Origin of the sequence: Corynebacterium sp. HMSC071F07, assembly GCF_001810285.1 — a bacterium.
GTDB classification, from domain to species: Bacteria; Actinomycetota; Actinomycetes; order Mycobacteriales; family Mycobacteriaceae; genus Corynebacterium; species Corynebacterium simulans.
Genome location: NZ_KV800712.1, coordinates 26,165 through 50,764, shown reverse-complemented (window position 1 = coordinate 50,764; position 24,600 = coordinate 26,165). Strand labels below are relative to the sequence as shown.

At 58.5% G+C, this 24,600-nt stretch carries 22 protein-coding genes, 1 tRNA gene, 2 pseudogenes and 1 riboswitch; of the genes and pseudogenes, 14 read left to right on the top strand and 11 right to left on the bottom strand.

Features of this window, described 5'->3' with window-relative positions; all coding sequences use genetic code 11:
• Positions 1–5: 5 nt before the first annotated feature.
• Positions 6–380, bottom strand: a complete 375-nt coding sequence (locus HMPREF2724_RS07040) for an RNA polymerase-binding protein RbpA (RefSeq protein WP_061922522.1) — start codon at positions 378–380, stop codon at positions 6–8.
• A gap of 130 nt (positions 381–510) precedes the next feature.
• On the opposite strand from HMPREF2724_RS07040, the gene HMPREF2724_RS12415 reads away from it, so the two are divergent.
• Positions 511–849: a hypothetical protein gene (locus HMPREF2724_RS12415; protein ID WP_082778601.1), complete on the top strand. Its 339-nt coding sequence runs from the start codon at positions 511–513 to the stop codon at positions 847–849.
• 6 nt (positions 850–855) lie between these two features.
• Positions 856–1,554, top strand: coding sequence for a YceI family protein (locus tag HMPREF2724_RS07035; protein ID WP_070587982.1), 699 nt, complete (start codon positions 856–858; stop codon positions 1,552–1,554).
• 440 nt (positions 1,555–1,994) lie between these two features.
• On the opposite strand, the pseudogene HMPREF2724_RS13205 reads toward HMPREF2724_RS07035, so the two are convergent.
• A pseudogene (locus HMPREF2724_RS13205) lies at positions 1,995–2,123 on the bottom strand (bile acid:sodium symporter family protein); the annotation flags it as partial.
• 106 nt (positions 2,124–2,229) lie between these two features.
• Here HMPREF2724_RS13205 and HMPREF2724_RS07030 point away from each other — a divergent pair.
• A complete protein-coding gene (locus HMPREF2724_RS07030; RefSeq protein ID WP_070587980.1) occupies positions 2,230–5,151 on the top strand; it encodes an FAD-binding and (Fe-S)-binding domain-containing protein in 2,922 nt (973 codons plus the stop codon).
• Here HMPREF2724_RS07030 and HMPREF2724_RS07025 read toward each other — a convergent pair.
• Entirely contained in the window at positions 5,148–6,461 is a 1,314-nt protein-coding gene (locus HMPREF2724_RS07025; RefSeq protein ID WP_070587976.1) for a class I SAM-dependent methyltransferase, read from the bottom strand. The two genes, HMPREF2724_RS07030 and HMPREF2724_RS07025, sit on opposite strands and share 4 nt — an antisense overlap.
• A 198-nt stretch (positions 6,462–6,659) precedes the next feature.
• Here HMPREF2724_RS07025 and HMPREF2724_RS07020 point away from each other — a divergent pair, with 198 nt between their 5' ends.
• From HMPREF2724_RS07020 to thiD, 3 genes are all read left to right on the top strand, one after another.
• Positions 6,660–8,000, top strand: a complete 1,341-nt coding sequence (locus tag HMPREF2724_RS07020; protein WP_062035000.1) for an NAD(P)/FAD-dependent oxidoreductase — start codon at positions 6,660–6,662, stop codon at positions 7,998–8,000.
• 180 nt (positions 8,001–8,180) lie between these two features.
• Positions 8,181–8,723, top strand: a complete 543-nt coding sequence (locus tag HMPREF2724_RS07015) for a CAP domain-containing protein (RefSeq protein WP_070587972.1) — start codon at positions 8,181–8,183, stop codon at positions 8,721–8,723.
• 178 nt (positions 8,724–8,901) lie between these two features.
• A riboswitch (TPP riboswitch) is annotated at positions 8,902–8,999 on the top strand.
• Complete coding sequence (gene thiD / locus HMPREF2724_RS07010) at positions 8,987–9,829, top strand: bifunctional hydroxymethylpyrimidine kinase/phosphomethylpyrimidine kinase (RefSeq protein WP_070587969.1); 843 nt, start codon at positions 8,987–8,989, stop codon at positions 9,827–9,829. It overlaps the preceding riboswitch by 13 nt.
• A 27-nt stretch (positions 9,830–9,856) precedes the next feature.
• Here the strand turns inward: thiD and HMPREF2724_RS07005 are convergent, their stop codons facing one another.
• Positions 9,857–10,456: a class I SAM-dependent methyltransferase gene (locus tag HMPREF2724_RS07005; RefSeq protein ID WP_070587966.1), complete on the bottom strand. Its 600-nt coding sequence runs from the start codon at positions 10,454–10,456 to the stop codon at positions 9,857–9,859.
• A 108-nt stretch (positions 10,457–10,564) separates the two neighbouring features.
• Between HMPREF2724_RS07005 and corA the strand changes: the two genes are divergently transcribed.
• Positions 10,565–11,638 (top strand): magnesium/cobalt transporter CorA, encoded by a 1,074-nt coding sequence (corA, locus tag HMPREF2724_RS07000; RefSeq protein WP_061922546.1) that lies wholly within the window; start codon positions 10,565–10,567, stop codon positions 11,636–11,638.
• 52 nt (positions 11,639–11,690) lie between these two features.
• Here corA and HMPREF2724_RS06995 read toward each other — a convergent pair whose 3' ends face one another.
• Positions 11,691–12,152 carry a PaaI family thioesterase gene (locus tag HMPREF2724_RS06995; protein WP_246818227.1) on the bottom strand — a complete coding sequence of 154 codons (462 nt, stop codon included), beginning with the start codon at positions 12,150–12,152 and terminating at the stop codon, positions 11,691–11,693.
• A 43-nt stretch (positions 12,153–12,195) separates the two neighbouring features.
• On the opposite strand from HMPREF2724_RS06995, the gene gndA reads away from it, so the two are divergent.
• The 4 genes and pseudogenes from gndA to HMPREF2724_RS06975 all read left to right on the top strand — a co-directional run bounded on the left by gndA (position 12,196) and on the right by HMPREF2724_RS06975 (position 16,928).
• Complete coding sequence (gene gndA, locus HMPREF2724_RS06990) at positions 12,196–13,641, top strand: NADP-dependent phosphogluconate dehydrogenase (RefSeq protein WP_062034992.1); 1,446 nt, start codon at positions 12,196–12,198, stop codon at positions 13,639–13,641.
• A 116-nt stretch (positions 13,642–13,757) separates the two neighbouring features.
• Positions 13,758–15,158, top strand: coding sequence for a DEAD/DEAH box helicase (locus HMPREF2724_RS06985; protein WP_070587963.1), 1,401 nt, complete (start codon positions 13,758–13,760; stop codon positions 15,156–15,158).
• A pseudogene (locus HMPREF2724_RS06980) lies at positions 15,158–16,020 on the top strand (3-methyladenine DNA glycosylase). Before HMPREF2724_RS06985 ends, HMPREF2724_RS06980 begins: the two are co-directional and overlap by 1 nt.
• 71 nt (positions 16,021–16,091) lie before the next feature.
• Positions 16,092–16,928, top strand: a complete 837-nt coding sequence (locus HMPREF2724_RS06975) for a VWA domain-containing protein (RefSeq protein WP_246818226.1) — start codon at positions 16,092–16,094, stop codon at positions 16,926–16,928.
• A 370-nt stretch (positions 16,929–17,298) separates the two neighbouring features.
• Here HMPREF2724_RS06975 and HMPREF2724_RS06970 read toward each other — a convergent pair whose 3' ends face one another.
• The 5 genes from HMPREF2724_RS06970 to secA2 all read right to left on the bottom strand — a co-directional run bounded on the left by HMPREF2724_RS06970 (position 17,299) and on the right by secA2 (position 22,332).
• Entirely contained in the window at positions 17,299–17,877 is a 579-nt protein-coding gene (locus HMPREF2724_RS06970) for a MerR family transcriptional regulator (RefSeq protein WP_141748361.1), read from the bottom strand.
• A 117-nt stretch (positions 17,878–17,994) separates the two neighbouring features.
• Positions 17,995–18,633: a bifunctional nuclease family protein gene (locus HMPREF2724_RS06965; RefSeq protein ID WP_070455643.1), complete on the bottom strand. Its 639-nt coding sequence runs from the start codon at positions 18,631–18,633 to the stop codon at positions 17,995–17,997.
• 91 nt (positions 18,634–18,724) lie between these two features.
• Positions 18,725–19,471: a transcriptional regulator FtsR gene (locus HMPREF2724_RS06960; RefSeq protein ID WP_070455644.1), complete on the bottom strand. Its 747-nt coding sequence runs from the start codon at positions 19,469–19,471 to the stop codon at positions 18,725–18,727.
• Positions 19,472–19,510: 39 nt separating this feature from the next.
• The gene (odhI, locus tag HMPREF2724_RS06955; protein ID WP_062034986.1) at positions 19,511–19,942 is read right to left on the bottom strand and encodes an oxoglutarate dehydrogenase inhibitor Odhl; all 432 of its coding nucleotides are present in this window, start codon (positions 19,940–19,942) and stop codon (positions 19,511–19,513) included.
• A 98-nt stretch (positions 19,943–20,040) separates the two neighbouring features.
• The gene (gene secA2 / locus HMPREF2724_RS06950; RefSeq protein ID WP_070587960.1) at positions 20,041–22,332 is read right to left on the bottom strand and encodes an accessory Sec system translocase SecA2; all 2,292 of its coding nucleotides are present in this window, start codon (positions 22,330–22,332) and stop codon (positions 20,041–20,043) included.
• 106 nt (positions 22,333–22,438) lie between these two features.
• Here secA2 and HMPREF2724_RS06945 point away from each other — a divergent pair, with 106 nt between their 5' ends.
• The 3 genes from HMPREF2724_RS06945 to HMPREF2724_RS06935 all read left to right on the top strand — a co-directional run bounded on the left by HMPREF2724_RS06945 (position 22,439) and on the right by HMPREF2724_RS06935 (position 24,149).
• Positions 22,439–23,593: a bifunctional alpha/beta hydrolase/OsmC family protein gene (locus HMPREF2724_RS06945; RefSeq protein WP_070587958.1), complete on the top strand. Its 1,155-nt coding sequence runs from the start codon at positions 22,439–22,441 to the stop codon at positions 23,591–23,593.
• A complete protein-coding gene (locus HMPREF2724_RS06940; protein ID WP_062034979.1) occupies positions 23,590–23,988 on the top strand; it encodes a YchJ family protein in 399 nt (132 codons plus the stop codon). The genes HMPREF2724_RS06945 and HMPREF2724_RS06940 overlap by 4 nt, the downstream gene beginning before the upstream one ends.
• A gap of 84 nt (positions 23,989–24,072) precedes the next feature.
• A tRNA-Pro gene (locus HMPREF2724_RS06935) sits at positions 24,073–24,149 on the top strand.
• Positions 24,150–24,218: 69 nt separating this feature from the next.
• Here HMPREF2724_RS06935 and HMPREF2724_RS06930 read toward each other — a convergent pair.
• The coding region (locus tag HMPREF2724_RS06930; protein ID WP_210386686.1) for a TetR-like C-terminal domain-containing protein at positions 24,219–24,600 on the bottom strand (382 nt) is incomplete at its 5' end.

The window sequence follows — 24,600 nt, the reverse complement described above, 5'->3', positions numbered from 1 at the left end:
CCGCACTAGCCCTGGTTCTCCTGCTGTTCCTTGAGCAGGCGAGCGGCAGAACGACGGCGGGAGCGCAGGTTCTCAATGCGCTCGCTGAGAAGCTCATCCAGCTCCTCAATGGAGCGGCGTTCACGCAGCATATCCCAGTGGGTGCGTGGCGGCTTAGCTGGCTTGGACTCAACGCCTTCGCCCTCAATCAGGGTGCCAAGCTTACCGTTCTTGCACATCCACTCCTCAGGAATTTCCGCATCATCTGCGAAAGGAACTTCGTAGATGTCACCGTCTTCGGTACGGTACTTGACCATCTGGCGTGGTGCGAGATCGTGGTCACGGTCCGTCTCGTAGCTGACGGCGCCCATGCGGCTACCACGGAGTACGCGATCTGCCATGCAACATCATCCTTTTCATAAAGTGTGCTTGGAAGGGTAGACATACATCACCCAAGAAACTAACAGTATAACGAAGTGCTCCGCGGGTTTGTTCCCACCCCGGGATAAATGGACTAAGGTGTATCAGGTGATCCGTCAAGCTACCCGCGACCGCGCCCAAGCCACATGCCAATGGTGCGGCAAGGAGATCCCGCAAGGAGGGCGCGGACGCCCTCGTAAATTCTGCAGCCCATCTTGCAAACAACGAGCATACGAGCAGCGCAACAACGTCTCTGGAACCTCGATTCCGAAAGACGCTGTCATCATGACGCCCGAACGCGCTGACGCGCTTCGCGACGGCCTGTTTGAGCTGCGTTGCTCCGCAGAGGACATCGGGATTGCCGCACAGGAAGGCGCGGACACTAAAGAGCTTCAACAGCTGTGCACGGAGCTTGTCACTCTGGCACGCCGGCTCGAGGAATTGAGGTAAGGACAAATGCAGAAACTTCTACGTAACCGCAAGCTGGTCATCTCCATTTTCGTGGTGCTGATCCTCATTGCAACCTTGGTGGCGCTTGGCCCGCTGTTTTACTCGATCTACATGGGTCGTGGTGTAGAGACCAAGCCTGTCGACGCCGCACATACCAAGCCAGCAAGCACTGAACTAGACGGCAATTGGCACGTTATTGCTGGTACGCCGCATAATTTCACCTCAGTTGGCTTCAGCATCGACGAAATCCTACCTGCTGAGAAAACCCGCACCTCGGGTTCCACCAAGGAAGTTGAAGGTCAGGCAGTAATCAAGGACCAAAAGGTTGAAGAAGGCACAATCGTTGTCGATATGACCAACCTGACCACGGATAAGAAGGTCCGCGACCAGAATATGAAGGACAAGCTCTTCATCACGCGCGAGTACCCGGAGGCCAGCTTCAAGCTGACGGAGCCCGCTGACTTGTCGAACGTTCCTGAGGACGGCTCGGTGGCCAAGGTGACGCTGACAGGCGAGCTTACTATTAAGGACAAGACGAAGAAGGTTAGTGAAGACTTTGACGTTGTCCGTGACGACAAGACGATTGTCCTGGGCGGCAACATTCTAGAGAACCGACTGGATTATGGAATTGAGACACCAGAACTAATCGCCGCAAAGATCGCCGAAGAAGGCGAAGTTAATATCCGCGTAACGCTCGAGAAGTAGAAAATCAGATAGTGATGAACTCCAAGCATCTGATTCCGATCATCTGGTTCAGGCTCGTCGTACTGATTGACTTTGGCATATTCGTCGGCATCCAACAGATGTGGTTGTTGCTCGGCGTTGTAGTCTTATTGGGATGTCTGACGGGGTTCCAATTGTTTAACGCATACAAACGCCAGTAACGGAAACACCACCGCTTAAAGTCACAGTTACTTTAAACGGTGGTGTAAGTGTATGCCGGCCAACCGCGAAAATGGCGGGCGATCCTGTTTATCCATATCGATAAATGTCCGATAATGTACATTATGTCATTTTAGATTGGGCTGGCCAATCTCCCATCTAACCGGCAGGCACAGAAACCTCGTCTGCCTCCCGCCGGGCGCTAGAGTCAGACTCACTGACAGCCTCGACTCGCCTCTGGGTCCGCTGTCTCCCGCCGAAGGCTTGCGGCGAACCAGCGCCGCGATCACAGCGCCAGTAATGTTCGCCCACACCGCAGCAACGACGCCAGGCAACGCAGCCTCCGGCGTAAAGAACTGAAGCGCCAATGCTGAAGCCAGACCAGAGTTCTGCATGTGCAGCCACGAAAGTCACCACTGTTTGGCTAGAAGCCCCATCTCCTGCACGTTAGGCAACACTTACTATCGGTTAATAGATATATACCGCTACTTTTAATGTATGAAGAAGCTCCTTTCACCCGACTCCACAAAAATTTCCCGCCCGGCCGGGGCTATCAGCCAGGCCGACGCTGTGCCCCCGAAATTCACCAACGGCTCTCCCCTGCCGCTTATCAAAGACATGGAGGCTATCGTTGGTGAAGCCAACGTGCACGGGCGTCTGAGTGATCTCGTTCGCTTCTCTTCCGACGCTGGTCCGTATCACTCCATCCCCCAAATTGTTGTATCTCCACGTAGCGCGCAGGATCTCGTCGCATTGATGCGCTACTGCCGCAACAACGGCCGCCACATGACTTTCCGCGCGGCGGGAACCTCCCTTAACGGCCAAGCGATGTCCGATGACATTCTGGTAGACATCAAGCGCCACTTCTCCGGAATGGAAATTCGGGACAGTGGCACCAAGCTATGGTCGCGCCCGGGCGTAATCCTGGGAGATGCGCAGGCGGTGCTTGGGCGCCACGGCTTCATGCTGGGACCAGACCCAGGTTCTACTTCCGTATGCACCATCGGCGGCGTTCTAGCGGATAACTCCGGCGGTATGCGCTGTTCTTTGGAACGCGACAGTTACCACTGCGTCGAAGAGCTAGTCTTCGTACTGCCGTCTGGCACCATCGTGGACACGGCGCGCGGCGACGCCGCGTTCAAGGCGCAAGAGCCCGAATTGCACGCAGCTCTTCTCGCCTTCCGGGATCGCCTGCGTGCTGACGAAAAGATGGTTCAGTTCCTGCGCAAGAAGTTCTCCATCCGTAACACCAATGGCTTGCGCATCGATGCATTCTTAGACGAGGACGAGCCAGTCCATATCTTGAAACGTCTCATGGTCGGCTCCGAGGGCATCTTTGGCGCCATCGTTGAATCGGTAATGAAAACCGTCAAGCTCCCCACGGTCAAAGCCACGACTTGGGTTGAGCTACCGAACCTGCGTGATGCCGCGAATTTCGTGCACCCCATCATGGAGGCAGGCGCCGAGGCCTGCGAACTGCTCGTGGCACCAGTCATGCGTCGCTCTGCCGAGCACTACTCGCACGCGCCAGCTTCCTGGAAAGACCTCGACGACGATGCAGCGGCGCTGCTGCTGGAGGTCGGCGGTGCTAACGAAGACGATCTTCATGACGCCATGGAAAGGCTGCAAGGCGTCCTCAAAGACGCGCCTTTGCTACGCCCAGTCGAATTCGAGACCACTGCCGAAGGCATGCGCGGCGCCTGGGAACTGCGAAACGGTCTTTATGGCCTGCTCGGCGCCGACCGCCCCAACGGCACCACTTATATCACCGAAGACGTCTGCTTCCCGCCTGCAGAGGTTGGCAATGCCGCAGCGGACCTGCTGGACTTACAGCACAAATACGGCTATCCGGAGTCCGTCATGGGGCACGCGGCCTTTGGCAACCTTCACTTCTTCCTTACCCCACGCTTCGACATCGAGGAAGAGCGCGAAGCCTACGCCAACTTCTTGGACGAATTGGCCGAGCTAGTCATCGACAAATACCAGGGATCGATGAAGGCCGAGCACGGCACCGGAGTGAACATGGCTCCCTTCCTCGAGCACGAATGGGGCCCCGAGGCTTTCGAACTGTTCTGGGAGGTCAAAGAGATGCTTGACCCGCACGGAATCCTTGCGCCAAATGTGAAGCTCACGCGCGACAACTCGGTCCATTTGAAGAACTTCAAGTCCTTCCCCAAGGTCGAAGACACCATCAACCCCTGCGTGGAGTGTGGCTTCTGCGAGCCCGTTTGCCCTTCGCGCCACGCTACCGTGACACCACGCCAGCGCATCGTCTTGCGCCGCGAGATGGCTCGCCAACCAGAAGGTTCCAAGGTATTGCGCAAGTTGCAGGAGGAATACCAGTACGACGCGGTCGACATGTGCGCTGCCGATGGCACCTGCTCCATTCCATGCCCGATCAGCATAGACACCGGTGCTGTGATGAAGCAGCTGCGCAAGCAGGAAGCAGGTCCAAAGGCAGAAAAGGTCGCACTGAGCACCGCCCAACGCTGGGAGGTCGTCGAAAAGCTCGCCCGCGCCGGTGTCATCTCTGCCAATAAAATCCCGCACAAGCCACTCGAACTGGGCACCAACATGGCTCGCAACGTGGTCTCGCCCGACCTTCTGCCCACCGTTCCGGGGCCTCTTCCAAAGGGCGCCTCTCGCCTACCGGAGACACCCCGCGAGGGCGCGCAGGCGCTCTACTTCCCTGCCTGCATCAACCGCATCTTTGGTCGTCCGGCCGGCGCAGCCCCAGACTCCGTTGATCTACCGCGCGCCGTCGTGGAGCTCGGGCGGCGCTCGGGACAGCCGGTGTGGATTCCAAACGACGTAGCCGGCGATTGCTGCGGCACCCCGTGGTCATCCAAGGGCTATAAGGAGGGTTTTACCTACCAAGCCACCAAGATCGTGCGCGATCTCTGGCAGTGGTCCGACGAGGGCGCACTGCCGATCATTGTCGACGCCGCCAGCTGCACTCATGGCTTGCTCGACAACGTGCCAGAGGCGCTTGCCGACGCCGAGCTAAAACTGTGGGATCAGCTGCGCATCATGGATGTTGTGGAATGGCTGCGCGATGAAGTGGCCCCTCACCTGCCGATCGTGCACTCTATGGGCAAGATTGCAGTCCATCCGACGTGTTCTACCCACCACATGGGTATCAGCGATGACCTCGTTGCCCTGGCCGGACTCTGCGGTGAAGCCAAGGTGCCAGAGGGCGCCATGTGTTGCGGCTCCGCTGGTGACCGCGTCATGCTGCACCCGGAGCTGGTGGAATCTGCCACCCGCGAGGAGCGAGCCAGCTTGGAGGCGGAAGACTTCGATGCCTTCGTCTCCGACAACCGCACCTGTGAGATGGGCCTGGAGATGATCTCCGGCAAGGCCTACGACTCAATCGCGGTACTGCTCGAGCGGGCTTCGCGCCCAGTGGTCACGCCTTAACGGCGGCCACCACGGTGGCGGTGGGTGGCCGTGAGTTGCACGGCATCCACCTGGCCAAGCTCCAGCAAAGCCTGGCGCAGCGCAAACTGGAAAGTCCACAGGCGGCGGAACACAGGATCGAAACCTGCCGCCGCGGCTTCGCGTAGATGACCATCGAAGTAGCTGCGCTGCTCGCGTAGCGATTCCACGTAGTGACCGCCCACGTGCGTCTGCGCGATGATGCGCAGATTCGAGTTGCGGTCGAAGAGCTTGTGCGTTTCCTCGAGCGTTGGGTAATCCAGTCCGGGCCAGACATAGGCGCGCAGAACCTGTATCGCCGAACGGGCAGCCGGGGTCATCGTCTCGGTAGCGAAAGTCGAGGTGAGCGCGACCCTACCCTCTGGGATCAGAGAGCGATCCAGCATCCCCACGAAGCGCTTACGCTCTGCGGGCGTAAGCAGCTCTAGCTTTTCCACGCTGACGATCGCGTCGTAGCGACCACGCCATTGTTTCGGATGCGGCACGGTGTCATCGATCTGCTGAATCTGTACCGAATCTGCCGCGCCCTCGAGCACTAGGGTTTCGTTGAAGTCCTCGACTTGCTCGGCGTCGGCAGTCAGCACGTCCACCGTCGCCCGCCTGTTGACTGCTTCGACAGCCACATTCATTCCGGCTGCGGGATAAACCAGCAGATGAGTGCCGGCGCCGGTGCGCGTGGCGTCGAGAAGCCATTGCGCAGCACGCTTTTGGCCATCCTTCAGGTCGGTGCGGTCCACCGCAGTCGGCTCACTAACGTGAGTGACATCAACGAAGTGCTCCTTAGGTTCCTTGCGGCCAGCCTGTGGGCTAAAGCTCGGCACCGCCTCCCGGACCGTCGTCGGAACGCCGCTGGCAAAGATGCCACCCGAATGGGTATAGCCATCACCGGCATAAAGACGCACCAATTCCACGGGTAGCTCACCCGGGGTGGAATGCTCGACCTCGAGCTCGCGCGCCTTCGGGCGATATTTCGCACGCAGTAGTCCACTCAATACCTTGACCAGCTTGTCAGAGTCAGCGGTGGTCCACTCGCCCGCCAGATAAGACTCCGCGAATCCAAGCCAGCCGGTGGCTGCGATGCGAATGAAGAGGGCGTCGTGCAACACGGAAAGGTCTGGTCCGCCCTCTGCCTTAGATTCAGGATCCAGATCCAACTCCGCGAGATCACAGGCCTTGGCGAATTCCGCCTCCGCACGCCGGGCTTTAAAACGTGCAAAGCTCACCGCCGGAAGCGTCGCTACGCTCGGCCACTGATTGGCATCGATGGTGGCTAGATGTGGAAAATCACCCATTGGTCCGGTTTTCTCCTTGGCAAACGTCTACGTGCACGAAGGCTTCCAATTAACCCTAGTGTGAAAAGCCCACCTAGATGCGCCGCCATGCCGAAGAAGGAGCTGTTTAGCCTACATAAAGTATGCATGTACGGTGACTAGGGTTTAGACTGATTCGGTACAAAACTTTTCGCTTTCTTAGGAAGGTATCTCCCCACTATGGCTGAAACCCCTTACCGCCCTGCAGGCGGACGCCACCATGTAGTCGTCATCGGCGCCGGCTTCGGCGGCCTCAATGCAGTTCAGCAGCTGAAGTACGCTGACGTTGAGATCACCCTGATTGATAAGAAGAACCATCACCTGTTCCAGCCGATGCTGTACCAGGTAGCCACCGGCATGATTTCCGCCGGCGAGATTGCTCCTTCCACCCGTCAGCTACTGCGCAACCAGGCTAACGCTCACTTCGTCAACGGCGAAGTCACCGACATCAACCTGGAAGGCCAGACCGTTACCGCTGAGCTGGAGGGCTTCCAGCGTACCTTCGCCTACGATTCCCTCGTCGTCGCCGCTGGCGCTGGACAGTCCTACTTCGGCAACGATCACTTCGCTGAGTTCGCTCCGGGTATGAAGACCCTGGATGACGCACTGGAGCTGCGTTCCCGAATCGTCTCCGCCTTCGAAAAGGCCGAGTTCGTTGACGACCCAGCTGAGCGCGAGCGTCTCCTGACCTTCGTCATCGTCGGCGCCGGCCCAACTGGTGTTGAGTTGACCGGCCAGATCGCCGAGCTGGCTAACCGCACTCTGCGTGACCAGTACTCCAACTACGGCACCACCAGCGCCAAGATCTACCTGCTTGATGGCGCACCGCAGGTTCTTCCGCCATTCGGCAAGCGCCTGGGCCGCAAGGCGCAGCGCACCCTGGAGCGTCTTGGCGTCGATGTGCGTCTGAATGCCATGGTCACTGACGTCACCGAGGACGCCGTCACTTACAAGAACATGAAGAACGACGAAGTCGTCACCATTGAGGGCGCAACCAAGATTTGGTCCGCCGGTGTGGCCGCTTCCCCACTGGGCAAGATGGTTGCTGACCAGGCAGGCGTCGAAGCAGACCGCGCTGGCCGTGTCTCCGTTAATGATGATCTGACCGTGGGCCAGCACTCCAACGTCTACATGGTCGGCGACATGATCTCCCTGAACCGCCTGCCTGGCGTGGCACAGGTTGCGATCCAGGGTGGCGCACACGTGGCCAAGCTCATCAAGGCAAAGGTCGACGAGGAGTCCACCGCCAACGAGCGCGAGGCATTCGAGTACTTCGACAAGGGCTCCATGGCCGTCATCTCCCGCTTCAACGCGGTTGTGAAGATGGGCAAGACCGAGTTCGATGGCTTCCCGGCTTGGGTTTCCTGGATGGGACTGCACATCATGTACGTCCTTGGCTTCCGCAACCGCACCACCGTCGCGGTGAACTGGATCCAGAACATGATCTCCCGCGACCGCGGCAACCTCGAAATCACCGAGCAGCAGCGCATCGCTCGCAACTTCATCAACAAGAACAAGTAGGCCCAAATAGTCGCTGTTCTAACTGTTGCAGCTATCCCCCGCACAACCACCAACCCACCTGGTGTGCGGGGGATTTTGTGTCCTTGATCTCGTTTCTGCGGAACCACGTCCGAAGACGCGTGACGGGTGGTTATATGAGAAATGTATCTACCCCTTCTCTCCTTACAAGGACGGTTCTCTATGCCTACTTCCTTGCTCAACATGGTCCCGCAGATTCTGGCCGGCCTTCTCACTCTCATCCTGACTCTCGTCGGTATTTTCACCGGCGGTTCAGTGGGCTCTAGCTCCAATGCACCGCAGCCGGGCAATCCCTCGGTTACGAGCCCTAGCAACGGAAACTTCAACGTGGCTGCAGATCAAACCCGCGTCTTCAACGAGCTCAACAAGTACCGCGCAAAGTATGGTTTGGAGGCGGTACAGCGCTCCAGCACGATGGATCAGCGCGCTCAGGAGTGGGCAAACTATCTTGCTGAGACCGGCCAGTTCTACCACGACCCCAAGTTCAATGAACGCGAAAACATTGCGATCATCATGACCAATGATGTGTCCGAAGCCGTCTGGAACAGCTGGCACAATTCCAGCGGCCACCGCGCCAACATGCGCGCTGACGATGCCAAGTACGCAGGCCATGGCGTAGCTATCATGAAGAGCGGCAAATTCAAGGGCCAGAAAGTCATTGTTCAAAAGATCTCTGACGTTGCAGTACCGAATACTAGGGCATAGTCCGCATTAGGTTGATGCATTGTCCAGCTCCCACAACGCCGTGGGAGCTGGACTCTTCTTTTGTCGATGCATCTGAACTCCGCAACATTGCGTGATAATAGACGGGGCCTCCAACGCACTACCTGCCGATAAACTAGGCAAACCGCCTTCGTGCACTCCCAGTCTTTGTTAATCTCACTTCTACAACAAGGGGTGCCGCAGGCCTGCGGCTGAGATTAGACCCTTAGAACCTGCACTTAGTTAGCACTAGCGAAGGGATAGTTGTGAAGAATTCTCATCCACGGGGTAGTTTGCCGCGCGTATTGACCATTGCGGGCACCGATCCGACAGGCGGCGCCGGCGTCCAAGCGGACTTGAAGGCGTTTATGGCTGCGGGTGCTTATGGCATGTCCGTGGGAACGGCGCTGGTGGCGCAAAATACGCAGGGCGTGCGCTCGGTGCACACGCCGCCGCTGGAGTTCCTACAGGCCCAGTTGGACGCAGTGCTTGACGACGTCACGGTTGACGCCGTCAAGATCGGCATGCTCGGCAATGCAGATATCACCGCCTCCGTGGAAAAGTTTCTAGACCAGCTAGCACCTTCCACGCCGGTTGTTCTCGACCCAGTCATGGTCGCAACGAGTGGCGATCGCCTCTTGGACGAGCAAGCTGAGGCCGCAGTGCGGCAGCTGTGCAGCAAGGCCACCGTGATTACGCCGAACTTGAAGGAGCTCGCGGTGCTCACAGATACTCCGCAGGCCCAGACCTTCGAGGAGGCTACGGTCATCGCCCAGCGCTGGGCTGCTGATACCGGCACTGCCGTCATCGTCAAAGGCGGCCACCTGCCATCCGGCGATGCAGGAAACGCTGCTGTAAGCGCGGACGGCGTCTTAGTGCAGGTATCGAGCCCGCGCGTAGAGACCAAGAACACCCACGGCACCGGCTGCTCACTGTCTTCGGCACTGGCAGCACGATTGGGCGCCGGCGAAGATCTAGCAGAGGCTCTGGAATGGTCCACCACCTGGCTGCACGAGGCGATTGCCAATGCGGATGCCCTAAACGTAGGAAAAGGCCACGGCCCGGTGGACCATGGCCATATGCTGCGACGCCTCGCAGGGCTTTCATAGCAGCTCGTATCAGCTACTCAAGCGCGTTTAGAGAAGGTCAGCGCCCGGGCGCGTGAGAACCGCCACCAGGAAGGTGGAGCTTTCCTTGAAGACCTTCATATCCCACGAGGAGAAAAGGAAATCAACGCGGAAGCCCACCTCCTTAGCTAAGGTCAGGAAGTCATCGAATGCCCAGCCGCGGCCCTCACCAAAACCGACGACAAAACGGCCGTCGGAATGCAGCGAGTTGTAGATATTGCGCAGGGCTGCCTCACGGCCATCTACTGCCAGGAAGGTCATGACGTTACCTGCAGATACCGCTAGGTCGAAATCGCCTTCGGGAATCTCGTCTTCAGACAAGTCGCCGACTACCCACTGGCCATCCGGAAAGTCATGCTCGGCATGCGAAATCAGGATCGGGTCCACGTCGACGCCCACCACCGTGTGGCCGCGGCCCACCAACTCGCCGCCTAGGCGGCCCGTGCCACAGCCGGCGTCGAGGATGCGAGAGCCACGTTCCACCATGGCGTCGGCAAGCCGTGCTTCACCATGGATGTCTTTGCCCTGCGCAGCAAGCATCCTCCATTTGCGTGCGAAATTCTCCGAGTGCGCGGGGTTAGCTGCGGTTACTTCTTTCCAGGTAGGCATGAAAACTAGTATATGCCCTAAGCAGTGTAGGATTTAGCCGCTAAGTAAAACTGCCTGCCGAACCTGTTTTGGCGCGCAAACGTTATAGAAGTGAAGGAGGCTGAAACGATGCCGTCTGTCCCGTCGCCCTTTAGGCCACGCAAGAGAAACGATCCTCCCAGTTCCTCCCGCACCTTCTCCGTTCCAGCTGAGCGCGCGATAGAACACTGCCGTGTCTTCGTCGACGGCGAGGCACTACCGGGCGAGTTCACCCCTCACTCCGCACTCCGGACCGTCGAGGAATATGGCCGCGGATTCGTTTGGGTGGGTCTGCATGAGCCTTATGAATCCCAGATGACGAAGGTCGCTTCCGAGTTCGGTATTCACGAGCTGATTGTGGAAGACGCCGTTCAGGCGCACCAGCGTCCCAAGCTGGAGCGCTATGATGACCAGCTCTTCGTCGTCGCACGCTCGGTTAACTACCGCGACCATGATGAGGTTGCCGATAAGCGCCAGATCATCTCCACTGGTGAGGTCCAGATGATTTTGGGCAACAACTTCATCATTACGGTGCGCCACTCGGCTAAGCTGCCGAACCTCGCGTACACGGTGCAGGATGAGCAGGACTTGGTCGAGCTCGGCCCCGTGGCCATGGCCTGGAAGATTCTGGATATGCTGGTGGACCGCTACTCCGAGATCGTTCGCCTCATCGCAATAGAGATCGATGAGATCGAGGAAGAGGTCTTTACCCCACAGACCAAGTTCAACATCGACAGGATCTACATGTTTAAGCGTGAGATCTTGGAGATGAAGCACGCCATTGACCCGCTTTCGGTAGCGCTAAAGGCCATGACCAATGATCACAAGGATCTCATCTCCAAGCAGATCCGTTCCTACCTGCGCGACGTCAACGACCACGAGCTTGTGGTCAAGGACCAGGTTGCGGGCTTCGACGAGCGCTTAACCTCGCTTATCGACGCCTCCGTTGCCAAGGTGACCATGCAGCAAAACAGCGACATGCGCACCATCTCCGCGGTGGTCGGCATGTGGGCTGCCCCTACCCTGGTCGCCGGCATCTACGGCATGAACTTCGATGTCATGCCGGAACTGCACTGGGGCGGCGGCTACTTCATGGCGCTAGGCGTCATGGTGCTCGTGGTCGCGGTCATGTGGTGGTGGTTCCGACGCAACCACTGGCTCTAGGGCTGAAACAAACGCCCTAGGGAGTACACAGCATTCCCTAGGGTCCGCAGCACTATGGGTTGACCATCGTGCGCAGGTTCGTGCGCGCAATGAGTTTGCCGGCTTTGCGCATCTCAATGCACCAGATGTGAGTGCGCCGACCCAGCTGTACTGGTGTTGCCACTGCTTCCAGAATTCCGTCAGACACTGAGCGGATGAAGTCAGTATTGTTGTTGATTCCAACGACCGGTGCAGCCGCTGCAACGAAGGATGCAATGGAGCCCACGGATTCCGCGATGGAGCAATAAAGGCCGCCGTTGGCAACGCCCCACGGCTGGTGGTGCTCAGGCTTGACCTCAAGCTGGGCACGTACTTCGTCCTTCGAGACAAAAGTAAAATCCAGGCCGAGCAGCTCGCCAAAGCCGTGGTTGTGGGCGTTGAAAATCGCGAGTTCCTCGGCGGAAAGCGGGCGTTCTTGGACGGTGGCGACCATTTTCGCCATGAGTTCAAACTTGTCTGGGTTTTCTTGGCTCATGCCATGACAGAGTAGCTGCAAACTCTGACGTAGGATAGAGCCCATGACTGAAAAGACTGAACTCGCCCACATCGGCGTTGTCGGCTTGGCTGTTATGGGCTCCAACTTGGCCCGCAACTTTGCCCACAACGGCAACACCGTAGCCGTCTACAACCGCAGCCCGGAAAAGACCCACAAGCTCATCGAAGAGCACGGTTCTGAAGGCAACTTTATCCCTTCCGAGACCATCGAGGACTTCGTCGCTTCTCTCGAGCGCCCACGCAAGGCCATCATCATGGTTCAGGCGGGCAAGGCTACCGATGCAGTCATCGACCAGCTGGCAGAAGCCATGGATGAAGGCGACATCATCATTGACGGCGGCAACGCCCTCTACACGGACACAATGCGCCGTGAGAAGGAAGTAGCTGCCAAGGGCAAGCACTTCGTCGGCGCGGGCATCTCCGGCGGCGAAGAGGGCGCTCTCAACGGTCCTTCCATTATGCCGGGTGGTCCGGCTGAATCTTGGGAGACTCTGGGCCCAATTCTCGAGTCCATCGCCGCTGAAGTCGACGGCACCCCGTGCGTTACCCACATCGGCCCGGATGGTGCTGGCCACTTCGTCAAGATGGTCCACAACGGCATCGAGTACGCCGACATGCAAGTCATCGGCGAGGCATACCAGCTGCTGCGCTACGGCGCGGGCTTGGAGCCGGCAGAAATCGCTGAGGTATTCAAGGAATGGAACTCCGGCGACCTCGATTCCTACCTGATTGAGATCACCGCTGAGGTACTCGCACAGAACGATCCAGAAACGGGCAAGCCGCTTGTCGACGTCATCCTGGACGCCGCCGGCCAAAAGGGCACTGGCCGCTGGACCGCCATCAACGGCCTAGAGCTCGGCGTACCAGTCACCGCCATCGCAGAGGCAGTCTTCGCCCGCGCACTGTCTTCTTCTGCTACTCAGCGCGCAGCTGCGCAAGACGGTGAGCTGCCAGCAGGCCTCATCCCCTCGGATGTCGACAAGCAGGCGTTCATCGAGGACGTACGCCGTGCCCTTTACGCCTCCAAGCTCATCGCGTACTCGCAGGGCTTCGATGAGATCAAGGCTGGCTCCGAGCAGTTCGGCTGGGACGTTGACCCGCGCGATCTTGCCACCATCTGGCGCGGCGGCTGCATCATCCGCGCGAAGTTCCTGGATCGCATCCGCGAGGCTTATGACACCAACCCGCAGCTGCCTGCTCTCATCCTCGACCCATACTTCAAGGGCGAGCTCGCCGAACTCATCGCTCCGTGGCGTCGCGTTGTCGTTGCCGCAACCCAGATGGGCCTGCCGGTGCCGGTATTCGCTTCCTCCCTGTCCTACTACGACAGCCTACGCGCTGAGCGTCTGCCGGCTGCGCTGATTCAGGGTCAGCGTGACTTCTTCGGTGCGCACACCTTCAAGCGCGTGGACAAGGAAGGCACCTTCCACATCGAGTGGTCCGGCGACCGCAGCCTGACTGAGATGTAAAAAGGCTTTTTCAGCCTTCTTCCAAGGCGCTAGGTTCTCTTCTGTGGAGGGTGCCTAGCGCTTTTGCTTTGCCTGGATTGCGGTCTAAGAAGCGTTGGCCACTAAGCTTTAAGGCAATGACTACTTTCGCCGAACTCGGCTTACCTCAAGAAATCGTGCGTGTCCTCAACAAGCAGGGCATCACCGAACCTTTTCCCATCCAGCAGGCGGCTATCCCCGATGCGCTCGCTGGCAAGGACGTGCTTGGCCGCGGCCCGACAGGCTCCGGCAAGACCTTTACCTTTGGCCTGCCGATGCTCGCGCGCCTGGCTAAATCCGGCGCCTCTAAGCCTGGCCGGCCACGCGGCCTAGTGCTCGCGCCCACCCGCGAGCTTGCCACCCAGATCCACGAGCGCCTCAACGACCCAGCTAATGCCTTGGGCCTGCGCGTGCTTTCCGTGGTCGGCGGCGTGAACATCAATCATCACATCCGTTCGCTGGCACGTCCCGTCGACCTTTTGGTTGCCACGCCGGGCCGTGCACAGGACCTCATCAACCAGGGCAAGCTCTCCTTGGAGGATGTCTCTGTCGCAGCGCTCGATGAGGCTGACCACATGGCGGACATGGGCTTCCTGCCGCAGGTACGCAAGCTCTTAAAGCTCACGCCTGCCGACGGCCAGCGCTTGCTGTTTTCTGCCACCCTCGACGGTGATGTGGACAAGCTGGTGCGCCAGTTCATGCACTCCCCAGTAACACACTCCACCGCGCCTGTCGAGGCTGCCGTGGACACGATGGAACACCACCTCGTATTCGTGGGCGACCGCGACGCGCGAAACGACGTCGTCGTGCGAATCGCCGCACGTGAGGGCAAGACGATCATGTTCATGCGCACCAAGCATGGCGTCGACCGCCAAGCCAAGAAGCTGCGCCGTGTGGGCATCAATGCATTGCCACTGCACGGCGATAAGGGCCAAGGCGCACGCACCAAGGCGATTGAGGGCTTCGCCGACGGATCCGTGCCGGTTCTCGTGGCTACCGATATTGCTGCCCGCGGCATCGACATCGCGAACGTTTCCCTAGTCGTCCACGTTGACCCACCAGCTGAGCACAAGGCTTATCTGCACCGTGCTGGTCGTACCGCGCGCGGCGGCGCATCAGGTGCCGTGGTAACACTAGTTATGGACCAACAGCGTGAGGAAGTTGCCAAGCTCATCAAGAAGGCCGGCGTTGCGGCAGCAGAACTCGATCTCAGCGATCGCCCCAACCCCGCCGGTGCCCCAGAGCTAGCCAAGATCACCGGCGCGCGTAAGCCAAGCGGTACTCCCCTTCCTCCACCGAATCAGAATGTATCTTCCCAGCAAGGCGGGAAGAAAAAGCCGGCCGGATCCCGGAATGGCTCGCAGGGTACGCCTAATCAGCCGAAGAAGGGCTCGGGCCGCAACTCCACAAACCGCAGAGCATCCGGCAACGGCAAGGGCTACCGCTCCCGCAACGGAAAGCCAGGTGGCTCTCGCCGCCGAGGTGGTGGTCAGCGCTGATGCTGCTGACTGAGCAGGAGTGGTGTCCACGCCATGACGCCCACGTCGCCCGCGCCGACGCGCTGCTATCCCAGTTCCGCCATCCCGGTGACTATCACCCGGTTTATGACTTCCTCTTCGAGTACTATCCGGTGCGTCCCTCGCATTTGCGCCGTTGGCACCCTGGCTTTAACGTCACGCTCGCCGGCACGCCGGGCACGATCCCGCATGAGGAATGGCGGGACTACCATCGCACAGAGCAAGGTGTAACCCTTGACCTGGAAACCTTCTGGGCACGGCGGGGCGATTCCATCACCTATATCCGCAACCTGATGGCTAAAACAACCACCAATCCGGCTCAGTTCGATTGCTTCGGGCTGCATGAGTGGGCCATGGTCTACAAGACGGACTCACCGCGCCATGACCTGCCGCTACGCCTTGGTGCCCAACGCACCAACGAGGTGGTGGAATCCCATCGCATTCGCTGCACGCATTATGATGCTTTCCGCTTTTCACGGAGCCTGCGCGCCCGCTCAACCTCACGGTCTTGACCCGTGAGGGCCAGCCAGACAGTGACCAGGCCGGCTGCGTCCACGCCACAATGGACCTCTATAAGTGGGCGTGGAAACTCGGCCCGCTGGTTCCAGGCGAACTGTTCATCGAAACGCTGGAACTTGCCATCGAAGCCAGAACTCTCGACATGGAAGCCTCACCTTATGATTGCCGTGGGTGGGGCTTCGGCGTGGTCCCAATCGAAACCGCGGTAGGCAAGGCGGAATATGTGGAGCGCCAGCGCGGGCTGGCCCAGAAAGCCAAACCATTGCGCCAACGGCTTGTCGCCATCGTTGACGAAGCCATGGCGGCTACAATTAGCAACCATTAATGTGGCCTCCTTAAGGCTCGATATCCGGTTGTGAGAACGGCTATTACCGCCCCAGTGTGGAAGGAACTTTCGTGGCAAGACATTCCAACGGCAAAAACACATTCGCAGTGGCAGGCTGGGTATTGGCCCTCCTGGCAGCGTTGATCCTCACACTCGCCGTCGGCGCCTATTTCCTTTTCCGCGGCAACGATGACGCCTCGACCACCACTGCAGCAGCGTCTTCCGCAGTAGAGCCAGCCGAGGAATCAGAAGCAGCAATTTCTGATGCTGCCGCGCGCGATGAGCAAGCAGAAAGCAGCGCCGCCGAAAGCTCTGCGCCTGAGTCTTCAGAAAGCGCTCCTTCTTCCGAGGAGAAGCAACCAGAGGAAAATAAGCCTGCCGCGTTCGCCGAAAATACCCTGGTTCTCCTCGATACCTCCGAGGGCCTGGCACCGTATTTCAACCAGGTAACGCAGGCCTTGGGCAACACCGCGAACGCACTGGGCGAAAAGTCTGGTTTGGTAGGCCTGTGGAACTACTCTTCCCCACTGTCTGAGACCGCGACGGTGGGCTACCGCCAGAACATCGGCTATGGGGAGGCTGGCCCAGTGGCCTTTGCCCTGCAGCAGTTTGGAACCGGCGGCGTTCCGCAGACCCGCAGCGCCGTGACCGCAGCGGTGGCAAACGCAGCCGACCAAGCCGCAGGCACCGAGCAAAAGGCCAAGGTTCTGCTCGTTACCACCGGTACGGCCCAAGACATGGATGATCCAACTTTCCAGCAAGCTCTCGCCGATGCCAAGAGCGACAACGTCTCGCTTTCCGTCGTGCATATTGGCCCTGGGGAAAAGACGCAGTGCTTGACGACGCCGCCGATTCCTTCACCGAAGTCACCGATCCTGCCGACCAGGCTGCCCTCGAGGAAGCCCTAAATCAAGCCGCAGGCGTTTAATCGCCACTGCTGGCCTTACGCCGCCTCGGGGCCTCTCTCCCCCCCGTAGCGTCTCTGTCTTTCGCTGCAAATGGTGAGGTCCAAATGGTGAGGATCAGATGGTGAGGTCGCGCAACACCAGCATCAGCGCTATACATCAAGCACAGCTTTTACGTCGCGTCCTCACCATTTAGAAATCCGGCTGCGGTGCGCCTAGAGCTAATGCTTTACTAGCCCGTTCTCCAGATAAGTGAAAACGCTAAAACGCTTACAGTCCCCAACTCACGTGAGCTCGAGTTGGGGACTGTAAGCGTTTTAAATCTGCCCCGCGGGTTCCCGCGGTAGCAAGGCCGCTTTACGCGGCCTAGAACCTAGGAGGACTTGCGGTTGCGGCGTGCAGCCAGCTCGTCGATGCCAATGACGGTCTCGTCCTTGAATTCGTCCAGGCGCTCTGCCGGGAAGGAAGAGATAGTGCCGGAAAGCTCCTTCAGGATGCCCGGGACCGCGATGCCGAAAACGCCCTGGCCGCCTGCCAGGAGGTCAATGACTTCATCGTTGGAACGGCACTCGTAAACGGTGGTTCCGTCGGAGACGAGGGTCAGCTCTGCAAGGTCGTTAACGCCGCGGTCACGCAGGGACTCAACTGCCAGGCGAATGTTCTGCAAGGAAATACCGGTATCGAGCAGACGCTTGACAATCTTGAGAACCAGAACGTCCTTGAAGGAGTACAGACGCTGGGAGCCTGAGCCACGAGCGTTGCGAATGGACGGGTTGACCAGATTGGTGCGTGCCCAGTAGTCCAACTGACGATAAGTAATGCCGGCTACCTGGCAGGCGATCGGCACACGGTAGCCGAGCTCTTCGTCCGGTCCGACGTCGAAGAGCGACTCTTGCACGTAGCCCTTGCCTGCGCCGTGGGAGGCGTTGTACTCGTCTAGGTTCTCGTTGATGCTCACGTAATTACTCCAATGGGGTTTGTTGGAAGCCTCTAAGGCTTAATTAAAGGCCACGGCCCTAACCCCGTCAAGGCTAGAGGCCAAGGCTTGGCCAAACTCTCTAGCTTTACTTTAGACTTCTTCGTCCCCATTGTCATCATTAGTCACACGCGTGTCATTAGAATCTTTTTTATCTTCCGTTTCAAAAAAGTCCTCTTCAGAGACACCCAGCGAGCGCATCATCGCCTCGAAATCAGCATCTGCCTGCGGATTACCCGAAGCGGAGCTATCTGAGCTGGACGTTTTCACCACTTCCTCACCAGCATCGTCGGCGGGCGGATCGAAATGGAAATCAAAGTAGGCATCCATATCGTCATCCGAGACAAAGACGGCAACTTTAGACAACAGCTCTTTTTCTACAGTGATTGGCACATTGAAGTGTTCCGAAACCACCAGAGCATCGCTAAGCTTTGCGTCGTGCGCCTCACCCGCCGCATCGACGATGTCGACCATAAAGGTGCCTTCGTAATAGTTAACAATCTCAATGGAGCCCACGCCACCGAGTTGCTCAATGAGCTCGATTAGAAGGTCGTGTGTGGTGGGGCGGGTTTCGCTATAACCGTCGAGGCGCTGCATGACGCGCGCGCCTTCTAGTTGCGAGAGCCAAACGGGAAGGATGCGGTTTCCTTCTACCCAGCGCATAAGAGCGCATAGTTCGCTTTCCGGCTCCATAACGTGGATGCCGTGGAACTCAAGACTAATTTTTCCCATGCTCTCCACTCTCCCACATTTGCCCGCCGCGTGGTGACAGAGAGCTTAATGTGGGCCGCTAGCACTAGGCCTAGCGGCGAAATCGGGAAATCTAGGAGTTGTATTCGTGACGCAGGTCAGTCTTGACCATGGTCGCGTGCAGCGAAACAACCAGAGCGGTCATCTGCTGTGACAATTCCTCGGCCTTCTGCACGGCAGTATCCGAGTTGGAGTTGGCCACCGGGGAGGCAACCTGCGCGATGAGATCTGCCTGGCGGCGGGCGTTGTTGCGCAGCGACTTCAGCTGACGCTCTTCAAAACCGAATGCCTTAAGAGCCACTGCGGCAGATACTACGGAGACGTCATCCGCATCAAAGAATCCCGATGCATCCGGGCTAATCAGGCCAATCTTGACGAGGCCAGCAACCTCCGCCTCAGTGGAGCCTGCTTGCTCAGCAACCTCTACGTCAGTAAGACGCGTAATAACCGGAGCACGGAACTGGTCCGGGCTCAGCAACGTTTCTGCCTTGCCAGCAGAAACGATTGCAGTGACCTGGCCGGAATCCATAGCTTCCAGCTGCTCACGGATGACCTTCAGCGGGGTGTAGTTGTCACGCTGAGTGGTGAGAATGTAGAGAAGTCGGTCAACGTCTTCCTGAGTGAAACGACGATAACCAGAGGCAGTACGCTGCGGCGTGATTAGACCTTCAGATTCAAGGAATCGAATCTTCGACACGGTGACGTCTGGGAACTGCTGATTCAGTTGCTCCAGGACGACGCCGATCGACATGGTCTTGGCTTTTTTGGCCTTAGCGGTCCCTTTCCACAGGGCCGCGGCCTTAGACTGTGCTGCGCTCACTATACTTCTCTTGAATTTCTCTAAAGACTCGAAACGTGTTTATTGATTGGCGATGAAGACCAGACGGAACTTGCCGATCTGGATCTCGTCACCCACGTGAAGAACCTGGGAGTTACGCGGCTCGCGGTTGACGTATGTGCCGTTCAGGGATCCGACATCGACGACCTCAAACTCGCCCTCGTTCACGCGGAACTCAGCGTGGCGACGGGAAACGGTGACATCATCCAAGAAGATGTCTGCCTCTGGATGACGACCCGCGGTGGTGGTTGGGCGGTCCAACAAGAAGCGGGCACCTGCATTCGGACCACGCTTTACAACGAGGAGGGCCTGGCCCTCGGAAAGGTTTTCCGCACCTGCAACGGAGGTGTCATTACCGGCGGCAGCGCCGTTTTCCATCTCCTTGAGAAGGTCTGCACGGAATACAGAAGTGGTTTCTACCTGCGGTTCCGGCGTACCGGTATGCTCGCTCATTTTTACCTCCGAAGTGTCGGATTAATGTGGACTTATTCCATACTAGCGACTCGCCCGCTTCCGCGAGCATCCTCACCAGATTTGTTTCATAAATTACGTTAACGGAAGATATTACCGATTCCTTTAAGTACGGAATTTCCTCCGCCAGACAAGGGGTTATCAGAGACCATATAGGTCCAAGTGGCACTCGGCCGCGCAAGCCCCGAATCTTCCATGTGAGCACCTTTTTCATCAATGTCCACCGACTTAAAGGTAGCCACTGACTCCTCCACGGCGCGTTGCGCCAATTCCTTGAACTCGCGGACCGCAATGCGGTGATATTCGTCGATCGGCGTCTCACGGGCGATCGCGCGCAGGTGAATCGACTCACGGACATCGTCCATCAGCTCTAGGTGGTCGGCCCACGCCAGGTCGAGATGGTAGAGCATGATTTCGCGGGCGGCTTTTTCCTTTACCTCTGCGGGAAGTTCGGCAAGCTCCGCGGCACGTTCGGGAGCGCGCTCAGCTAATTCCTCCCAGGCCTGTGCGGTGTCGAGCAGCTTCGCTCGGCGTTCATCGATGATGACGCGTTGATCCGCCAACAGCTGGTTGTACTTCCATGTCTGTGCGTGAATTTCCAGCAGCTGGCCTTCGGTTACGCGCTGACAATGCGCCACGAAGTCTGCCACGCGTTTAGATTCAATACGGCCAGTTTCGTCCGGCTGCGCCGAGAGGGCTTCGTCCTCCCCGCCTTGCTTGACGACGTCGTCTTCCAAAGACACGAAGAACAACGACAGGCCCGGGTCTCCCTGGCGTCCAGCACGCCCGCGCAGCTGATTGTCCAGGCGGGAGGTGCGATGGCGCGAAGTACCGATGACGGCGAGACCACCCAGCTGCGCAACCTGCTCGCGGTCGGCCTCAGTTGCGCCGCCCAGCTTGATGTCTGTACCGCGGCCGGCCATCTGTGTCGAGACGGTCACGCGTGCGATATCGCCGGCTTCGGCGACGATGCGGGCTTCCTCAGCATCGTTCTTGGCATTGAGCACGCTGACTTCGACGCCGCGTTCGCGAAGTGCCTCGGCTAAATCCTCCGACTCCGCGACATCGTGCGTGCCCACGAGAACCGGCTGGCCAGTAGCGTTAAGGGCCACGATTTCGTCGACAATAGCCTTCGACTTCTCCTCGACCGTGGCATAAATGCGATCGGCCTCGTCGAAACGCTGCAATTGTTTATTGCGCTCGATTACAGAAACGCGCAGATCATAGAACTGACGCAACTGGTCAGTCGCCTCAACCGCGGTGCCGGTCATTCCGCACACCGTCGGGTAACGGCGCATCAGCTCCTGCAGAGTGATCGTGTCGAGGATGCGGCCACCCTCGGAGACTTCAAGGCCTTCTTTAGCTTCCACCGCAGCCTGCAGGCCGTCCGGCCAGCGCTGCAAGTCAGCAACGCGGCCGCGGGAGGCGTCGATTAGCTGCAACTTGCCATCTACAACGATGTAGTGGATATCGCGAATCAGCAAGGCCTTGGCGTGCAAAGCCAGATTCACCTTGACCAGAATCGTCCCGATGTTGTCCTCGGAATACAGTGAGTCAATGCCCAACTCGCGCTCGACGCGTGCCGCGCCATCATCGGTCAAAGCAACGGTACGGCCATCTTCGGCGATGACATAGTCCAAGTCCTCGCGAAGTCGCGAAACCACATTGGTGATGTGACCCGTGGGAGCCTCTCCTGGACGGTTTCCTGCTAGTACCAACGGAACCAGGGCCTCGTCGACCAAAACAGAGTCAGCCTCGTCTACCAAAGCGACGTCGGCTCGCGCCTGCACGGTCTGCTCGCGACTAGTGATCTGGTTATCGCGCAGCACGTCGAAGCCGAGCTCATTGACTGGGGCATAAATAATGTCGCAGGAATACGCTTTGCGACGCTGCGCGGCGTCCTTCTTCTCCGTCACGGAGTCTACGGTGAGGCCAAAAAATTCGACTAGCGGGCGCATCCATTCAGCATCACGATCAGCCAAGTAATTGTTTACCGTCACAAGGTGGACGCGCTTACCGGTCAGCGCAAAGCCGGTTGCGGCCATGGCTCCGACGAGGGTCTTGCCCTCACCAGTGGCCATCTGGATGACGTCTCCGGAAAGCAGGCGCAACACCGCTTGGGACTGAACGTGGAAAGGTTGCATGCCAAGCGTACGCTCGCTGGCCACGGCAAGGGCTGCCAAAAATCGCGCTTTATCTGCGATTTCACCCTCACGCACAGAGTCGCGGGCGGCTTGTGCCACGGCGGCGTCGTCAAGCGCGGATAGCTCCTGGGTCGCAGCACCGGAGCTATCCACGATGGCTTTCGCCTTTTTATCGTTCCGCTCGCTCTGCGCACCCATGGCCTTCCAAAACCAGCCAAATGCACCCATGTTCGTCTCCGTTACTGTTGAATGCTTCTTAAGTAAATCTTTAACTCTACCGACTCTAGCTAACCCTCTGTGGCCTATGTAGAGACGGCTCTATATCCTAGTCTTTATGCAATCTGTGAACGTGAAGCTCCCGTCCTCCACTGGAACCATGATGGCGGGTACCATTGACTTTCCTGACTCCGCGCCACAAGCCTTTGCGATCTTCGCGCACTGCTTTGCTGGATCGCGCCACACTCCCGGTGCAGCTCGCGTATCTAAGCAGCTCACCAATTTCGGCGTAGCCACCCTGCGCTTCGATTTCCCGGGCCTCGGCCAGTCCGAGGGCAACTTCGGTGAGACCAACTTCAGCCAAAATGTTGCTGATATTCAGGCTGCAGCAAACTGGCTGGCTGAAAACTACTCCGCTCCGCAGCTTCTGATGGGCCACTCCTTGGGCGGCGCCGCCTCCCTGGCAGCGGCAAGCGGTATTCGCTCGCTCAAGGCAGTAGCAACCATTGGCGCACCATTTGATCCTGCCCACTCTGTTTTGCACTACGCCGACAAGATTGGTGAGGTCGACGCAAACGGCGAGGTCGAGGTCATCCTCGGCGGTCGCGCGCTGACCATCTCCCGCCACTTCCTCGAAGACTTGGCGGATACCACCCCAGAGGAATACCTGCGCCGGCTGCGCAAGCCGCTGATGATCTTGCACTCCCCGATCGACCAAACCGTTGGCATCGACAATGCCCAGAACATCTTCTTAAAGACGCGCTACCCCAAGTCCTTGGTGGCCTTGGACAAGGCAGACCACCTCATCACCAAGCAGGGTGCCGCTGCCCGCGCCGCAGACCTCATTGGTGCTTGGTTCGAGCAGTTCATCGTGCCGGAGAATGTACCAGCCCACATCGATGAAACCGCAGCTGAAGCGCAGCCGGCAGTCGGCACTAAGTTCGGCGTGGTGGTTCGCCACAATGAGCGCAGCGTCACGGCTGACCGCCCCAAGAAGCAGGGCGGAAAGGGCCAAGGTTTTACCGCGGAGGGCCTGCTGATGTCCGCGCTAGCTGCATCGACCACGCAGACAATTAAGGAAGCCTCCAAAGGCATGCCGCTCGACGACGTCCAGGTCAACGTCACCCATGTGGGGGACACGACGTTTGAGCGCCGCATAAAGCTTGTGGGCGATCTTTCCGCGCAGCAGAAGTCGACCTTGCTCGAGGCCGCGAAGTCCTCTCCTGTTGAGCAGTTGCTGGGCGCCGCCCAAATCGTGGACGTCGAAGCATGATCGTGCTCAACCCCTTGAGCCCCGAAGCCCGCTGCCCTTGTGGGCTCGGGCTTTGCTTCGGCGAATGCTGCGGCAAGTTCCACGGCGGCAAGCCCGCCCCGACCGCAGAGGCCCTCATGCGCTCACGCTTTTCGGCCTTCGTGACCGGCGATGAGGATTACTTACTGCGCACCTGGGACCCGGAAACCCGGCCAGAGCGCCTACACCTGGAAGACAACGGTATCCGCTTTTATCGCCTGGACATCATCGATACCGTCGATGGCGGCCCGCTCGATGATACGGGAATCGTGGAGTTCGAAGCTTTCTACAAAGGCGCGGCCGCAGGCTCCCAGCGTGAGCGCTCCCAGTTCCGGCGCACGCAAGGGCAGTGGGTATATAGCACCGGCGATTTTTAAGCAATACCCAGCTCACACAGGCGATTGGAATCAGTGAATACTACTGATGTAATCTATTCAGGTCGCATCCTCGAGATGTGACGGCGGACTATGGCGCAGTTTGGTAGCGCACTACACTGGGGGTGTAGGGGTCGCAGGTTCAAATCCTGTTAGTCCGACCAAACCGGAAAAGAAACCGGCTTTGGGCAGTAGTCATCTACCGCTTAAAGCCGGTTTCTTCTTTTCGACCACTAAAATCCTTGAATCTGGCCCTTGATTCCCAAGTGCTCCGCGATGCCCACGAGCTCGATGTCGAAGATGCGTGAGGCTAGGTCAAAGAGGAATTCACGGGGTTGGTCGCGCAGCGCGCCAAAGGTTGTCAGGTGCGCGAAACCGTGGATGGTGGACCACATCGACATGACCATCGTGTACAGCGCCCATGGAGTACGAGGGCCACCGGCCTCGTCGAGGGCATCGCGCGCAATCGTCATGAAATAGCCGAAGGTCTCGCCCATCTCGAAACGCGAATTGATTAGGTCCTTGCGTTCAAAAGACGCTGGCACGATGGAACCTGAGGTAATCATCGTCAGGCCTAAGAAGCCTACTGGGTCATGGTGCGCGAAGCCTAAATAT

Bases quoted from the DNA above. Each gene is read 5' to 3' on its own strand.
- HMPREF2724_RS07015 (WP_070587972.1), top strand. From the start codon at position 8,181: ATGCCTACTTCCTTGCTCAACATGGTCCCGCAGATTCTGGCCGGCCTT.
- HMPREF2724_RS06940 (WP_062034979.1), top strand. From the start codon at position 23,590: ATGATCGTGCTCAACCCCTTGAGCCCCGAAGCCCGCTGCCCTTGTGGG.
- HMPREF2724_RS06995 (WP_246818227.1), bottom strand. From the start codon at position 12,152: ATGAGCCAAGAAAACCCAGACAAGTTTGAACTCATGGCGAAAATGGTC.
- gndA (WP_062034992.1), top strand. From the start codon at position 12,196: ATGACTGAAAAGACTGAACTCGCCCACATCGGCGTTGTCGGCTTGGCT.
- odhI (WP_062034986.1), bottom strand. From the start codon at position 19,942: ATGAGCGAGCATACCGGTACGCCGGAACCGCAGGTAGAAACCACTTCT.
- HMPREF2724_RS07020 (WP_062035000.1), top strand. From the start codon at position 6,660: ATGGCTGAAACCCCTTACCGCCCTGCAGGCGGACGCCACCATGTAGTC.
- HMPREF2724_RS06945 (WP_070587958.1), top strand. From the start codon at position 22,439: ATGCAATCTGTGAACGTGAAGCTCCCGTCCTCCACTGGAACCATGATG.
- HMPREF2724_RS07035 (WP_070587982.1), top strand. From the start codon at position 856: ATGCAGAAACTTCTACGTAACCGCAAGCTGGTCATCTCCATTTTCGTG.
- HMPREF2724_RS07040 (WP_061922522.1), bottom strand. From the start codon at position 380: ATGGCAGATCGCGTACTCCGTGGTAGCCGCATGGGCGCCGTCAGCTAC.
- HMPREF2724_RS06985 (WP_070587963.1), top strand. From the start codon at position 13,758: ATGACTACTTTCGCCGAACTCGGCTTACCTCAAGAAATCGTGCGTGTC.
- HMPREF2724_RS06965 (WP_070455643.1), bottom strand. From the start codon at position 18,633: ATGGGAAAAATTAGTCTTGAGTTCCACGGCATCCACGTTATGGAGCCG.
- secA2 (WP_070587960.1), bottom strand. From the start codon at position 22,332: ATGGGTGCATTTGGCTGGTTTTGGAAGGCCATGGGTGCGCAGAGCGAG.
- HMPREF2724_RS07030 (WP_070587980.1), top strand. From the start codon at position 2,230: ATGAAGAAGCTCCTTTCACCCGACTCCACAAAAATTTCCCGCCCGGCC.
- HMPREF2724_RS07025 (WP_070587976.1), bottom strand. From the start codon at position 6,461: ATGGGTGATTTTCCACATCTAGCCACCATCGATGCCAATCAGTGGCCG.
- HMPREF2724_RS07005 (WP_070587966.1), bottom strand. From the start codon at position 10,456: ATGCCTACCTGGAAAGAAGTAACCGCAGCTAACCCCGCGCACTCGGAG.
- corA (WP_061922546.1), top strand. From the start codon at position 10,565: ATGCCGTCTGTCCCGTCGCCCTTTAGGCCACGCAAGAGAAACGATCCT.